Here is a 13,934-nt window from a genome sequence, read left to right as displayed (position 1 = left end):
AAGCCGCGGCCCTCGGCGAGGCTCCACTCGACGCCGCGGATGGTGACCTAGCGTACGCGCACCTCGTCTTCCTCGCGCTCGAAGGCGAGGGTCAGCGATCCGGCCAGCACCAAGGCGACCAATTCGGCTTGGCGATGGGTGTCGGTCTTCTGGAACAGGTTGCGCAGGTGGAAGGTGACGGTGGTGCTTGAAATGTCCATCTCGCGCGCGATGTCCGCAGGGCGCAGGCCGTCGGCCAACGCCAGCGCGATGCGCGCTTCGGTGGGGGTAAGGTCGAAAAGCCGTGCGAGGGCGTCTCCCGGTAGCCGGGCGCGTTGTTCGGGATCGGACAACAGGATGACAGCGGCAGGATCCTTGTCACCGTGGGTGTCGTTGCCATCGCCGTGGTTGTGGGGAAGAGGGTAGATCATGGCCAGCAGGTCACGTTGGTGGCCATCACGTGTCAGGCGCATGCATTCGATGGCGTCGCTCGAGGTCTCGCCGGCGTCAAGGACCTGCCGCAGGGCTTGGCGCAGGCGGCGAGCATCTTCGGCATGCGCCGGCTCTGGAGTTCGTCCTTCAGTAAGCGTCATTGTTTGGCTGGCCATGCGTTGCGCGGCGCGGTTGGCGAGCAGCATGCGATTCTCGCCGTCGACCAGAATGACGCCGGGTGCCACCGGGTCCAGGGCGCGCGCGGCGATATCGAGGCTCGTGCGACTTTGCCTGTGCCCGAGTTCGTTGAGGGTGCGCCGCAATTGGGCGAATTCGTCCTCGGTCTTTTCGCGCATTCGGCGGACCTGGCGCAGGCGCGCCTCAACCGTCGCCAGCAGGAGGTCAAAATCGACGGGCTTAACCAGATAGTCGTCGGCACCCGCACGCTTGCCGTCCACCACCTCACGTGGGTCGGATAGCGCAGTGAGGAATACGAACGGCGTCTCGGCCAGATCCGGGCCGCGGGCGCGAACCTCGGCCAGCAGCTCGTAGCCATTTCTTCCGGGCATGTTGATGTCGCAGAGGATCAGATCGGGGCGCACAGCGTCGATCTGTTCCAAAGCTTCGACGCCATGAGCCGCCTCGATAGCGACAAAGCCGGCTTCGCTCAATTCCTCGCAGATGTCCCGCCGCAGTAGGGGTTCGTCCTCGGCACAGAGGACGCGCGCAGCCGGGATGGATGTTTTATTCGATGTGAAGTTGCTCATCCTTATCCTGTCCTCGCGGGAGTTCCAGCGAAAATGTAGACCCTTCGCCTTCTTCCGACTGCATGGTCAGGTCGCCACCCTGGATGCGTGCCAGTTGGCGCGCGATGCCGAGGCCCAGGCCAATGCCGGTGTGGCGCGCGGCATTGCGGGCCCGAAAGAACCGATCGAACAGCTGGATCTGGTCTTCCGCGGGTATGCCTATGCCGTGATCGATGACGTGGCAGACGACCTTGTCCGGGGCGGCGCGCAGCTCGATCTCGATGGGTGCGGTCTCGGGGGAGTATTTGCCGGCGTTCGAGAGCAGGTTGGCGAGGATCTGTTCGACCAGCGCACGGTCGCAGCGGGTCCATATCGGACCTTCGGGTTCAATGCTCAAGTGCACGGGGTTGTCCGGAGTGATCTGGCGCTGGGTCTCCACCGCTTGTTCAACAAGCGGTCGCAGGTCGCAGGTGCCGGCTTCGGCCGCCACGTGTCCGCCTTCGAGGCGGGCGGAGGTCAGGGCGTTCTCGATCAGCCGGGTCATGTGCGCCACGGTGTCACGCAGCTGGCGATAACGTCCCTGGCGAGCGGTGTAGTCCAGGTCATCGCCACGGCGCAGCAGGCGTTGCAGGCCCGAATCGATGATGGCCAGCGGAGTGCGGAACTGGTGCGAGACCATGGCGGCGAAACTGCGGTAGAACTCACTGACGCCGCGTTCGCGTTTCAGTGAGCGTTCGAGATTGTGTGCGGCATCCTTGTAGCTGGTGATGTCCGCGAGGCGCAGGACTTGGCCGCCGTCGTCGGTGCGGCGCAGGGTCATCTGGACCCAGCCGCGTCCGGGAACTTCCAGGTCGTACTGGGCGCCGTCGTCGGCGCTGATGGCCTCCGGGTCGGCGTGTTCGGTATCCGGCCGGGTGACGGCACGGATCTGGTCCAGCAGGGATGCGAGCGACTGTCCCTCTTCGAGGGCGTCCTCGGGCAGTGGCAGCAGGCCGGAAAACTGCGGATTCAGCAGAGTGAGGCGGCCATCGGCGTCGAAAGCGGCGAATCCGTCCGGGGCGGTATCGATCGCATCCACTACGTGCCGGCGTTCGGCCTCCAGGTCGCGGGTGCGCCTGTGCACCTCGATCTCCAGTCGGTCACGGTGCGCGGCGAGGGCTGCCTGGGCGTGCCGGCGCTGACGGAGGGCGATCATCAGCAGGGTCGTTAGGATGATCCCGCTAACGAGGATTCCGACCATCATGATGATGGCCTGGATCAGGCTGGCGCGATGTTCGTCCAGCTGATCCCCCGTGGTCTCCCACTCCTCCATCATCACGGGATTCGCGATGCGATTGAGGGCCGACATCAGCGGCTTGAGCTCGGCGTAGACGGTATTCGCGGCCTCGGTGTTGTCTTTGGCGACATCGTCGACGAGGGGTTCCAGTTGGGCCAAGTGTTCGAGACTGCGGTCCAATCGTTCTTCTTGATTGAGGCGCCGCAGGTACCGCCGCTGCGGCCCGGCATCCAGCAGGGCCAAACGGCTGGTGAGCACGTCGTAACGCAGCCGGGGCCGGGCATCCACATCGCCGAGAGTGAGCCGGTGGACCTCTTCATCCAGCCGGTGGCTGGCGACCTGTGCCTGGGTGATGACCCAAAGCATGTTCTCGTCCACGTTGCGGCGCATGTCCTGCTCCACGTCGTGCAGTTGCACCAGCGATATGCTGAGGAAGGTCGCAAAGGTGACCACTGCCAGTAGTGGGAGGGCATACGTGGAGACACGGCGCAGGCTGCTGATGGAGCCGCGGCCGGGCGCATGCCCGACTGCCGCTCGTTGCTCGCTGGCTGGCTGGGCTGTCATCGCACCTTTAGATATTGCAACTGCCACACCCAGCGATAGTCGTAGCGGATGTCGTCCAGCGCGGCGTGATCGTCGCGTGGGTAGACGATCCACAATGGGCCCTTGTCGCGCCGGGTTAGCGTGTCGCCATCCTGAGTATGGGCGATGATCACGTCATAGTCGTGGAAGTCCTCCATTGGGATGTTGACGATGTAGTCGTTGAGGGCGACGGCGACCACTTCTGTCCCGTTTGCGCCCAGTGCTTCCAGTAGATCCCGCATCAGGAAGCCTTCGAAATGGTTGACCCCGTCAGTGACCACCGTGGTGGTCTTGAGGTCTCTTTGCGGCAGAAGGTCCAGCATCGCGCGGTCGAGTAAGGCGCCGTCCCCATCGTTGGCATGCTGGATCGCTCCTTCGACTCGAAGGATGACCTCGCCTTCGGGTTTGGCCATCGGATCGAACCCTCCATTCGTCACGCCGGAATTTCCGGCGAACGCGCCTGCTGGAAGGGCGATCAGGATGGCCAGCAGTGTTGGAACGCAGAGCGCGCGTCGACATGATTGATGAATTCGAATGACGGACATAAAAGCCTCCGGAAGGTGGGACTCACCCGTTCGGAGGAGTCTCTCGCGAAAGGCCCCTGCTATGAAAGTTCGGACCATGCCTCGACGTTTATAGCAAGCGGATAAGACTCGGCCCCCGTCAGGGGACCGAGCCCGTGGGGCCCTTTACCAGGTACGTCGGAAAGATACTCCGACCGCGTGGAGGTCATCCGACCCGGCGATTTCGCCCTGGTAGCCGACGTTGAGGAAGGAATCCTCGTTGAGGCGGGCATCGAGTCCGACTGCGATGCGGGCGCGATCGCGGTTGAGCCGTGGGCCTTCGATGGTGAAGCGCGCGGCCGTATCGGTGGCGAATGCGGTGTCCATGCGGCTCGCGCGATCGCCGTGTTCGTGGACCCAGGCGGCCTCGGCGTAAGGGGCGACCCAGCCTCCCGTGGTCTCGAAGGACTGATCCAATCGCACGCCGACCTGGCTGCGGAGCGAGTATTCGCTCTCACTACCCACGTCGAGATTGCCGGCACCCGCCCCGGATTCGGTAAAGCTGTTGCGCCGCAGGTACTCGTAGTCCAGCCCGCCGAAAGGCGTGAGTCGGGCGGAATCGCCGATATCGACGACGTATCCAACCTCGGCGCCGGTACCGATGCCGCGGGCCGAGTAGTCAGTCTTGGCGGTCTGGTTCAGCGTCGTGACAAGGCGCTCGGAGTCGGCCCGATGGTAGCCGACGCTAACGCTACCGCGCGCGTACAGGGCGTCCTGCTGCCAGCCACCGTAACCGGCAACATGGAAGGAATCGACGTCCAGATCACCGCTAGCGGTGGAGGCGCGATTCCGGGTGTAGCCCAGGGCCGCTCCGACGAATGTATTTTCGGCGATTGGCGTGTCGAAGCCGACGCTGAATCCGCCAAAGTTGTAGTCGGCCCCGGAGGCGTTGGAGGTGTTGTCGATGTCGCCGCGACCGCCCTCGGCGTTCACCCACCAGCCGCGGTTGGGGAGCGTGTTTTCTTCCACCAGGCCGCGGGCCTGGCCGGCGGAGGCCAGCTGTATGCCCATCAGTTGTTCGAGACTGGCCATTTCGCCGGCGGCCGGTCCGGCGCTGCGCCCGGTCATGCGGCTGTTGAGGCCAGCGCGGAAGCGCTGGGCGCCGCGCAGGCCAATCTGCTGGGCGTGGGTGTGCTCGACCCCGGAAAGGTCATCCAGTGCGGCGCGGGCGCGATCCTCGTCCATCGTAATGATGGCGTTGGTGATGTCGTCCATGGCCGGATTCTGCAGCTGTCCGTCCAGCGTGTTACTGACCGCACGCTGGTTCCGTGTGCGAGCGATATCGGCGAAGTCGGCCACCTGGGTTAGCGTCAGCAAGACATCATCGTCGCTGTATTCAAGCGACGTGGTCAAAAAGGCGAAATCATCGGTCACTGTGGAGAATTCACCGTCTACTTCCTGTTCCGCGCTGAGGATGGTGTAGGTGGTCTGCGGCGCATAGGTGGAGCCGTCGTCGGTGCCGCTTTCCGATGTCACGTGAAGCGTGGACCCCTCCTCGATGAGGATGTCACCCTCTACGGTGACGGAATCGTTGTTCACCCCGGCCTCGTCACCGCCGTCGTTGACCTCGACGCGATAGATGGAACCGTCAGCGAAGGTAAGATCACCATCCACCACCGACAGCCCCCCGATGGAGTTGCCCGGGGCGATCATGCCCTGCACGGTGGTATCACCTCTGACCACGCCGTCACCCCGGAGGATGCCGCCGGCGCCTACATCGATGCCGTCACCGCTGACTAGTTCGCCATTAACGGTCACCTCTGCGGCGGAATCTTCTCGTAGCGCTATCGAGACCTGTTCTCCGGCAATGACCGCCGCACCATGGCCCACCTGCAGCAAGCCATCACCACGGCTGCCGACATCAATGTCGCCATCCACCTCCCAGCGACTACCCTCGCCGGAAACCCCAACCTCACCGACACTCCCGCTGGCATCAGCGATCGTCCCACTCCGACTGGTTACAGTCGCTCCCTCTTCTACGAAAAGGTAGCCCTGGCCGGGAGTCGCGTTGGTGTTGGTTCTCAAGCCCAGTGTGATGTCACCAGTAGTGTGTAATTCAGAGTTGTTTACGATCACCGTGCCGACGGATTCTTCGACCTTTCCGATGTCTAGATCACCACGGGTCGCTTGGTCACCAACGATCACCTCCCCGCCGTCTTTCACGTGCAGAAGGCCTTGTGCGCCACCAAGGACCGATCCACCGACGGTCAAACCTTCATCAACCTGCCAGTTGCTGCCTTGGCCGGAAATCTGGACCGTTCCGTCCGCGCCAGGATTACGGCCGATGGTGGCAAAGCCGGAACTCGAGGTTGAGCCGCTGGTGACCAGGCTGGCACCGCCGGAAACCGTGAGTGTTCCCTGACCGCTGGTCCCCACTGAGATGCTGTCGGTAGTCAGACTGGAGCCATTTCCATCAACGGTAACCTCGAACGTTGAATTTTCCTGCGAACCGAGGACAGTGCTGCGGGCGTCAACAGTGGCACCATCCGCAATAGTCAGTCGACCCGCACCACCTCGACCTATGAACAGGCTGCCGGCGCGGTCGCCGGCCCTGGTCTCTTCCCAGTGGGAGCCGCTACCGGTGATGATTACCTCGCCGGATGAACCTTCCTCAGAGCCGAGGCGGCTGGCTTCGGTGGTTTTCAACTGAGCACCATTACGGATTTCCAGTACACCATCGCCCTCGTCACCAACGAACAGGCCGCCTCCAACGTCGATCTCGGAGTCCGATCCATCGGCGATGGCAGTACCCGAGGACTGGGGGTTCTCGCCGATCACAAGATCCTCAGTGGTGCTCACCTCGCCACCGGACTCAATGGTGAGGTTCCCCGTACCGTCGCGACCCACCTCAAGGTCGCCACCGACGATGCTCCACTCGGACTGATCTTTTACTTCGACCGTGCCAACACTTCCGGCACCAAGGCCGATACTGGCTCCTACCCCCGTTGTTACTGTCGCACTGTCTTGGATTTCGAGTGTGCCGGCCGAACCCTGTGCGGAGCCCACGAGCAGCCCGAGCCCCCCGGTGTTCCATTCCGAACCATCACCGGAAACCGTGACGAACCCGCTGCCGACGGTGATGGCCCCCCCTTCGGAAACTGCGGAACTTCCGATCCGGCTGGTGTCACTGTCGAGCGTGCCGCCGTCCTCGATCGTGAGTGTCCCGGCGCTGTTCGTGCCGATGCGCAGGGTTCCAGCATTTGCGTTTTCATCAGCGCCGATTACAGGTTGATTATCGCCCTCATCAATGTTCGTCCGAGTAACAGTATCCTGATCACTGGCAACGGGGATGCCTCCATCCCAGTTGCCGTCCTCGAACCACTCGTCGTTTTCAGCGCCTGTCCAGGTGATGTCGCGAGTGTCGGCAAAAACGCCGCCGCTACCGATAACGAGGACGGCCGGTGCAAGCACGCCGGCGACGAGTGGCGGAAGAGGCCAGCGGCCGGGCTGGTGCACGATGGAGCGAATGGCGCGGTAGACAGGCTTGTGGCGAAAAACGGGCATCACGGTTCTCCTTGCGGAAGCGGAGGCTTGAGTGAATCGTCCTCGGCCCCATGGGAAATGGCGGGAGCCATGCTGCCAAATCGCTTTCGCGGGACGCCCCCTCCATTTGGAGGGGGCGCCAGAAGATCGTGCGTTAGAGGGGGCTAGCGGTGTTCGGGGTTCGCGTAGCGGTCGGTGAAACCGCAGCGGCCCTCGGGCAGCCAGTCCGGGAAGTCGTAGTAGCGCGCGAGCACCGGCTGCAGCACCAGGTCGTGGTAGGCGGCGTAGTCGAAGCCGCGGCCCTCGGCGAGGGTCCAGGCGACGCCGCGGATGGTCACTTCGCGTACGCGCACCTCGTCGAAGAAGGGCTCCACCTGCGCCGGATCCAGCTCGCCGCGGGTGGGGACGTAGAGCAGGTTGGCACCGTCCAGCGCGCGGAAGTCGGTGAGCAGGTCGTCCTGGCGGCCATAGTGCGAGCCAGGGCCGAACACCCCGACCTCGCGGCCGGCGTAGTAGCCCAGTACCGCGGAGCGCGAGTAGCTGCGGGTGAAGACGTGCCAGTCCGCGTCGTATTCGCCCACCACCCCGGCCACCGATTCCGGGGCCAGGTAGAACACGGCGTCGGCGTAGCGGTCCTGGCCCTTCAGCCATTCCACCGGCATCAGCGCGAGGGTCAGGATCGCGACGGCGTGCAGCATCGCAAGGGTCCCGGAGAGCCAGACGCCGAGCGTCAGCGAGCGCCGGGCCAGGAACAGCGCGGGCAGCAGCAGGAAGGGCGCGAAGGCGGCGAGCCAGTGCAGCCCGATGCTCTTGAACGGGGCGAGCAGGGCAAACAGGATCAGCGGGATCAGCCCGGCGGACAGGAACACGCCCAGCTGGTGCTCGCGGATGCCGGCGGCCAGGGCGCGCCACTGGCGGGCGTAGAACCACAGCAGCCAGGGCGTGAACAGATAGACCAGCAGGATCGCATAGGTGAGCCAGTTGCCCGGATCGAAGCCGCCGTCGCCATGCCGGTTCACGACGTTGAACATCACGTTGTACCAGCAGTTGTCCCAGTTCCAGTACAGGTTGAGGGCGACCGCCGGTACCACGCCGAGGATGATCAGCAGCAGGCCGCGCCAGTGCTGCCGCGCGAACAGCAGGATGTGCAGCCCCAGCGCGATGCCCAGGAGCACCGCGAAGTACTTGGACAGGAACGCCAGCCCCAGGGCCAGCCCGGCGAGCAGGAAATAGGCCGCGCGCCCGGTGCGCAGCGCCAGCCAGGCGAGGCCGGTGGCGAGCAGGGCGAACAGGATCAGCGGGGTGTCCGTCGCGGTGATGACCGCGATGAAGAACAGCGGCATGAACAGCGCCAGCAGCGAGACCAGGCGCGCCCGGACCGGATCGGTATGTCGCCACCAGAGAAAGACCGCAAGCGCCGGGGCCATGGAGGCGAAGATGCCCAGCGCGCGGATCGCCAGCGGGTGGTCCGACAGCGGCAGGATGGCGCCGAGCCACCAGCCGATCATCGGCGGGTGGTCGTAATAGCCCAGATCCGGGTGATGGCCCCAGATGAGGAAATAGGCCTCGTCGCCGGTGATCGGCAGCGCCCATGCCATGCCGATCTTGACCAGCAGGACGGCCAGCAGGATCGCGCCGTAGTGGCGCGCGAGCCACGGCCACGAGTTGGGTGTCGGTCTCACTCGGGGGCACCCTCCAGGGCGGGTCCGTGGACGCGCCGGAAGCGGCCCCGACGCAGCCGGTAGCCGCTGCGGGCCAGCTCCAGCATTGGCTGGTCGGCGTCGCTGTCGCCGTAGGCCGCGACCAGGTCCACCGGCTCCTCCGGGGGCAGGGTCGCCAGCCAGGCGGCGATGGCGGCCGGCTTGGCCGCGCCCCGGCAGTTGGTACCGTCGAGGCGCCCGGTCACGCGTTCGCTGTCATCGACCGCCAGGCGCGAGCTGACTACGCCGGCAAGGCCGTGGCGCTCGGCCCAGGGCTGCAGCCAGAGATCCAGCGAGGCGGACACCAGCACGCAGTCATGGCCCGCGGCCTGGTGGGCCTGGAGCGCGCGCATGCCCGCCGGGCGCAGCAGCCGGTCCAGGCGGCCCTCGGCGAACTCGCGGCCCTTTGCCTGCAGGTGGGCGAGGGTCTCGCCGGCCAGCATGCGGGTCAGGACGGCCTCCTTCGCGTCCTGGTTGGAGAGGCGCTTCAGCGCCAGGCCGGTCAGGGCGGGGAGGCAGTCCGGCAGGCGGCGCAGGAATTCCACTGTCCCCAGTGCGTGGCGCAGGAAGGGGAACAGGCTGTCGCGCCGGGTCAGGGTGCCATCAAAATCGAACAGCACGATCTGCCGCGCGGGGCCGGGCCGGGTGGGGGCGGACATGGCTAGGGAAACACGAATCCATGTACACGCTCGCGCTCGAGTCGCTTTTGCGTGCAAACAAGGCGCGGTGACTGCCGTGCAGTCATTCTGCACAAGGGAACCGCAACGCCGTTCCCACGCAAAAGCGGCCGAGCCCCTGCATTCAATCGCTTGTGGGGTTGGCACCCCAGGTTCCCCGATCCTGCGTTGCGGCCCTTGCCGGTAGAACCACTACCGGCTGCGCACCGCGCCTGGTCTCGGCAAACCTGGGGTTCCAACGCGAGTGTGTACATGGATCAGTGTTTCCCTAGAGCTTGAGGCGCTTGAACAGGTATTCGGGGATCAGGCGGATGATGGTCATGATGACCCACCACTTGCCGGGCAGGTAGGCCACGTCGCGGCCACGGTGCATGGCGCGGACGATGCCCCGGGCGACCGTTTCCGGTTCGGCCCACAGGGCGCCGGCGCGGTTGAAGCCCTCGGTCATCGGGGTGCGCACGAAGCCGGGCTTGAGCGTGACCACGTCCACGCCGCTGAAGAACAGCCGGTTGCGCAGCCCCTGCAGGTAGATCGCGAGCATGCCTTTCGCCGTGCCATAGGCGTAGTTGCTCTGGCGCCCGCGGTCGCCGGCGACCGAGCCGATGGCGGCGATCACGCCCCGGCCGCGGGCCTCGAAGTCCGGCGCGATGCGGGCGAGCAGGGCGATGGCGCTGGTGCCGTTCACGTGGATCGCTTGCAGGGTCTCGTCCACCGAGGCGTTGCAGGCCGCCTGGTCGGGCAGGGTGCCCCAGGCCAGCAGCACGCTGTCCACCTCGCCCAGGGCCTCCTGCGCCTGTTGCCAGATGGCGGTGTGGCCGTCGACGTCGGCCAGATCCGCCGTGGCGCCGAGGATGCGGGCGCCGTCCGGGTCGTCGCCACGCACCCGCAGGTCGGCCAGCAGGGCCTCCAGCGCCTCGCCGTCGCGGGCCACGCAGAACAGCCGGGCACCGGTGTCCACCAACTCCCGCGCCGCCGCGGAGGCAATGGCCGAGGTGGCACCAAAGAGGACAACGTTCTTCATTGGGTTCATGCAGTCACCCTGCGCCAGAAGCCGGAGGAGAATTCGGGGTCCACATACTCGGCGAAGGCCTCCCAGCGGGGGAACCCCTGGCGGAAGACGTCGGCCGGCATGCGTGCGTCCTTCGCAGGGTACAGGGCACCGCCGGCCTCCTGCACGATCGCGTCCAGGCGCGCGAACAGGCGTTCGGTGTCGCGGCCCTTTTCCGGGAAGTCCAGCGCGAGCGTGGCACCCGGGCGCGGGAAGGACAGCAGGCCCGGGGCGGCGCGGTCGCCGAAGGTCTTGAGCACCGCGAGAAACGAGCCCTGGCCACTGGCGGCGATGGCATCCAGCAGGGCCTGCACGCCGTCCTTTGAAGCCGCTGGTGGGAGCACGCACTGGTACTGGTAGAAACCGTTGTGACCGTAGATCCGGTTCCAGTGCCGGATCGCGTCCAGCGGGAACAGCCAGGGCAGGTGATGGACCGCGCGCGGGGTCGCGTGCACCGGCTGGCGGTAGTAGAGGTGGTTGAACGCGCGCAGGGTCAGGCGGTTGACCAGCGACACCGGCGGGTCCAGCGGGATGCTGCGGCGGCGTTCGTGCCAGGCGTCCTTGCGCGGCGCGGTGGTGGCATGGCGCCCGCCGCTGTAGATGCCGCGACCGACCCGGCCGCCGGCTCCCGGGTTCAGGCAGTCGATCCAGGCCACGGTGTAGGGCCACTCGCGCTCGGACTGGGCGTTCAGCTCCCAGAATGCGTCCAGCGAGTCGAAGCGCTGCGACCAGGCGCGCATCCAGGCGCTGCGGATCGGGGCCAGTTGCAGGGTCACGGTCTCGATCAGGCCGGTCAGGCCCAGGCCGCCGACGGTCGCGGCGAACCAGTCGGGTGTGTTCTCGGGGGTGACCTCCAGCACCTGGCCATCGGAACGACGCAGGGTCAGGGCGCGTACATGGTCGCCGAAGCTGCCGGCCTGGTGGTGGTTCTTGCCGTGCACGTCATTGGCGATCGCACCCCCCAGGGTAACGAAGCGCGTGCCGGGCACCACCGGCGGAAACCAGCCGCGTGGCACGGCGAAGCGCAGCAGCGCATCCAGCGATACCCCGGCCTCGGCCGTGAGCTCTCCAGTGGCGGCGTCGAAGGCCACGAAGCGATCCAGCCCCGGCGTGTGCAGCAGCGAGGCCTGGGGATTCAGGCAGACGTCCCCATAGCTGCGCCCCAGCCCGTGGGCGAGCAGCGGGCGCGGCACGTCGGGCAATGCCCGCCCGCGGCGACCGAGCGCGACCTCGGCCGCGTGTTCCACCCGAGGGATGCGGTTCCAGCTGGCGGTCATGCCCTGGGCTCCACGCGCCCAATGTCCCCGTCATTGCGAGGCCCCGCAGGGGCCGCGGCACAAAAGCGCGTAGCGCGTTGAACGGCCGCAGGCCGGCCCGACGGGCGAGCGCAGCGAGTTATCGCCGTCTCCTGCCCCCAACGCCCGGAACAGCTTCGGGAGATTGCCACGGCCCCTGCGGGGCCTCGCAATGACGGGATTGGCATGGCGAGCCTAGCCATGGTGCGGGTCCGGGAGTTCGCGGCCGCGGGCCTCGGGGTTGGTGCCCAGCGCGATCAGGCCGAGGATCACCGCGAACCACAGCGTGGTGAAGCGGATCAGCATGGTCGCCGCGACCGCATCGGCCGGTGGCATGTCGGCCCATAGCAGCAGGGCGATCATCACCGCCTCGGTGCCGCCGAGCCCCCCCGGCAGGAAGCTCAATGCGCCCGCCAGCATGGCCAGGGCGAACACGAACGCGGCAAAGGCGAACGTGGCCTCGAAGCCCATGGCGTTGAGGATCCACCAGAAGGCCAGGGCCTCCGCGCTCCAGGCGAGCACGCTGAGCACGGTGGCGCCGGCCAGCAGGGCGGGCCGGTGGCAGCGCCGCGCCTGCAGCAGGACGGTAACCAGATGGTGCAGGGTGCGCCACAGGCGCTGCCCCGGGCGGTCGCTCACGGTTTGCAGCCACGCCAGCGGCCGGCGCCAGGCGAGCACCACCAGCGCGGCCAGGATGCAGGTGGCACCGATCAGGATCAGCCAGGTGCCCTGGGCGACCAGGGTCAGTCCCAGCATGGACAGCAGCACCACCGCGATCAGGTCGGACAGGCGTTCGGAGACGAACGCCGCGAAGCTGTCGGGGTAGGGTACGTGGCGGCGTTTCAGCAGCACCCCGCGTAGCGCCTCCCCGGCCTTTCCGGGGGTGGTGGTCAGGGCAAAGCCGGCCACGTAGATGTGCAGGCTGGCGCGGGTCGGGACGGCATGGCCCAGGGTGCGCAGGTACAGCTGCCAGCGGGTGAAACGCAGGCTGTAGTTCACCAGTGACAGCGCCAGGGCCAGCAGCAGTCCGCCGAAGCCCACCAGCTTGAGGGCGCGCCAGACCTCGTCCGCACCGGCCCACAGGGCGACCCCGAGATACAGGGCGACGGCCACGATGAACGAGAACATCACCGCGCGCAGGCGCCAGCCGGAGAGCCGTACCGTGCTCATGCGAGCACGGCGATGGTGACCCCCAGCCACACCGCAACAGTGGCCAGCAGGTGGGGGTCGGTGACCAGGTCGCGCGAGGTGTCGTTGCCGCCGCCGCGGGCGTGCAGCAGGAACAGGTAGCGGAAGATGCCGTAGATCACGAACGGCAGGGTGTAGATCAGCCCGTCGGTGCCGTGCAGGGCCATGGTCTCCGCGCTGACGGTGTACAGGCCATAGGCGAGTACCGTGCAGGCGGCGCTGATGGAGGTGAACTGATCGAGCAGGCTGAGGCTGTAGTCGTCGAGTACGCGCCGCGGCCGATCGGCGTTGCCGCGGCGTTCGATGGTGTCGTCGGCCAGCTCCGCGCGGCGCTTGGCGAAGCCAAGAAACAGCGTCAGCATCAGGCCGCACAGCAGCAGCCACTGCGAGGGCTCGATGCCCAGGCCCAGGGTGCCGGCGAGGATGCGCAGCATGAAGCCGGCCGCGATGCTGAATACATCAAGGATCACGATGTGCTTCAGCGACCAGGAATAGGCCACGTTCAGCACCAGGTAGGTCAGGATCAGCGCGATGACCCAGGTACTGACCATCGCCGCGAGGACCAGCGCGAGGATCGCCGCGGTGGCGAAGATCGCCCAGGCGGTGGGTACGCTGATCGCACCGCTGGCGATGGGGCGGTCGCGCTTGGTCGGATGCTGGCGGTCGGCCTCGACATCGACGATGTCGTTCAGCACGTACACCGCGCTGGCGATCGCGCAGAAGGCGAGGAAGGCGAGACTGGCCGCCAGCACCGTGCCGGGTTCGCCCCACTCGTGCGCGAACACCACACCGAGGAACACGAACCCGTTCTTGATGTACTGGTGCGGGCGCAGCAGTTTGATCAGCGAATACAGCATGCAGGCGTCGGTCGTGAAGGTCGTTGCAGTCTACTGACGCACTCGATGCGTTACCATCGGCGGCGCTAAAGCTCGCCCGTGCTGCGCGCTCGATTCCATGTTCTGACT

General features: G+C 66.4%; 10 protein-coding genes. All 10 read right to left on the bottom strand.

The window, feature by feature from the left end; all coding sequences use genetic code 11:
- Positions 1-47: 47 nt before the first annotated feature.
- The 10 genes from F618_RS0104855 to F618_RS0104810 all read right to left on the bottom strand — a co-directional run bounded on the left by F618_RS0104855 (position 48) and on the right by F618_RS0104810 (position 13,826).
- Entirely contained in the window at positions 48-1,178 is a 1,131-nt protein-coding gene (locus F618_RS0104855) for a response regulator (protein ID WP_019567917.1), read from the bottom strand.
- The gene (locus F618_RS0104850; protein ID WP_026331152.1) at positions 1,156-2,997 is read right to left on the bottom strand and encodes a HAMP domain-containing sensor histidine kinase; all 1,842 of its coding nucleotides are present in this window, start codon (positions 2,995-2,997) and stop codon (positions 1,156-1,158) included. Before F618_RS0104850 ends, F618_RS0104855 begins: the two co-directional genes overlap by 23 nt.
- The gene (locus F618_RS0104845; protein ID WP_026331151.1) at positions 2,994-3,560 is read right to left on the bottom strand and encodes a molybdopterin-dependent oxidoreductase; all 567 of its coding nucleotides are present in this window, start codon (positions 3,558-3,560) and stop codon (positions 2,994-2,996) included. Before F618_RS0104845 ends, F618_RS0104850 begins: the two co-directional genes overlap by 4 nt.
- Before the next feature lie 144 nt (positions 3,561-3,704).
- On the bottom strand, positions 3,705-7,082 hold the full coding sequence (locus F618_RS0104840) for an autotransporter domain-containing protein (RefSeq protein WP_019567914.1): 3,378 nt from the start codon (positions 7,080-7,082) through the stop codon (positions 3,705-3,707).
- 143 nt (positions 7,083-7,225) lie between these two features.
- The gene (locus F618_RS0104835; RefSeq protein WP_019567913.1) at positions 7,226-8,743 is read right to left on the bottom strand and encodes a glycosyltransferase family 39 protein; all 1,518 of its coding nucleotides are present in this window, start codon (positions 8,741-8,743) and stop codon (positions 7,226-7,228) included.
- Positions 8,740-9,420: an HAD-IB family hydrolase gene (locus F618_RS0104830; RefSeq protein ID WP_019567912.1), complete on the bottom strand. Its 681-nt coding sequence runs from the start codon at positions 9,418-9,420 to the stop codon at positions 8,740-8,742. The genes F618_RS0104835 and F618_RS0104830 overlap by 4 nt, the downstream gene beginning before the upstream one ends.
- A 286-nt stretch (positions 9,421-9,706) precedes the next feature.
- Positions 9,707-10,459 carry an SDR family oxidoreductase gene (locus tag F618_RS0104825; RefSeq protein WP_019567911.1) on the bottom strand — a complete coding sequence of 251 codons (753 nt, stop codon included), beginning with the start codon at positions 10,457-10,459 and terminating at the stop codon, positions 9,707-9,709.
- Positions 10,460-10,464: 5 nt separating this feature from the next.
- The gene (locus tag F618_RS0104820; protein ID WP_019567910.1) at positions 10,465-11,763 is read right to left on the bottom strand and encodes an FAD-binding oxidoreductase; all 1,299 of its coding nucleotides are present in this window, start codon (positions 11,761-11,763) and stop codon (positions 10,465-10,467) included.
- A gap of 213 nt (positions 11,764-11,976) precedes the next feature.
- Entirely contained in the window at positions 11,977-12,951 is a 975-nt protein-coding gene (locus tag F618_RS0104815) for a lysylphosphatidylglycerol synthase transmembrane domain-containing protein (RefSeq protein WP_019567909.1), read from the bottom strand.
- The gene (locus F618_RS0104810) at positions 12,948-13,826 is read right to left on the bottom strand and encodes a decaprenyl-phosphate phosphoribosyltransferase (RefSeq protein WP_018168629.1); all 879 of its coding nucleotides are present in this window, start codon (positions 13,824-13,826) and stop codon (positions 12,948-12,950) included. Before F618_RS0104810 ends, F618_RS0104815 begins: the two co-directional genes overlap by 4 nt.
- Positions 13,827-13,934 lie beyond the last annotated feature (108 nt).

The sequence above is a fragment of the Thioalkalivibrio sp. ALMg13-2 genome (assembly GCF_000381185.1).
GTDB lineage: Bacteria > Pseudomonadota > Gammaproteobacteria > Ectothiorhodospirales > Ectothiorhodospiraceae > Thioalkalivibrio > Thioalkalivibrio versutus.
This window is presented reverse-complemented; position numbering and strand designations above follow the sequence as displayed.

What these genes read in the sequence shown, in the direction of transcription:
- F618_RS0104830 (WP_019567912.1), bottom strand. Translation starts at nt 9,420, where the DNA reads ATGTCCGCCCCCACCCGGCCCGGCCCCGCGCGGCAGATCGTGCTGTTC.
- F618_RS0104810 (WP_018168629.1), bottom strand. Translation starts at nt 13,826, where the DNA reads ATGCTGTATTCGCTGATCAAACTGCTGCGCCCGCACCAGTACATCAAG.
- F618_RS0104820 (WP_019567910.1), bottom strand. Translation starts at nt 11,763, where the DNA reads ATGACCGCCAGCTGGAACCGCATCCCTCGGGTGGAACACGCGGCCGAG.
- F618_RS0104845 (WP_026331151.1), bottom strand. Translation starts at nt 3,560, where the DNA reads ATGTCCGTCATTCGAATTCATCAATCATGTCGACGCGCGCTCTGCGTT.
- F618_RS0104840 (WP_019567914.1), bottom strand. Translation starts at nt 7,082, where the DNA reads ATGCCCGTTTTTCGCCACAAGCCTGTCTACCGCGCCATTCGCTCCATC.
- F618_RS0104855 (WP_019567917.1), bottom strand. Translation starts at nt 1,178, where the DNA reads ATGAGCAACTTCACATCGAATAAAACATCCATCCCGGCTGCGCGCGTC.
- F618_RS0104815 (WP_019567909.1), bottom strand. Translation starts at nt 12,951, where the DNA reads ATGAGCACGGTACGGCTCTCCGGCTGGCGCCTGCGCGCGGTGATGTTC.
- F618_RS0104850 (WP_026331152.1), bottom strand. Translation starts at nt 2,997, where the DNA reads ATGACAGCCCAGCCAGCCAGCGAGCAACGAGCGGCAGTCGGGCATGCG.
- F618_RS0104825 (WP_019567911.1), bottom strand. Translation starts at nt 10,459, where the DNA reads ATGAAGAACGTTGTCCTCTTTGGTGCCACCTCGGCCATTGCCTCCGCG.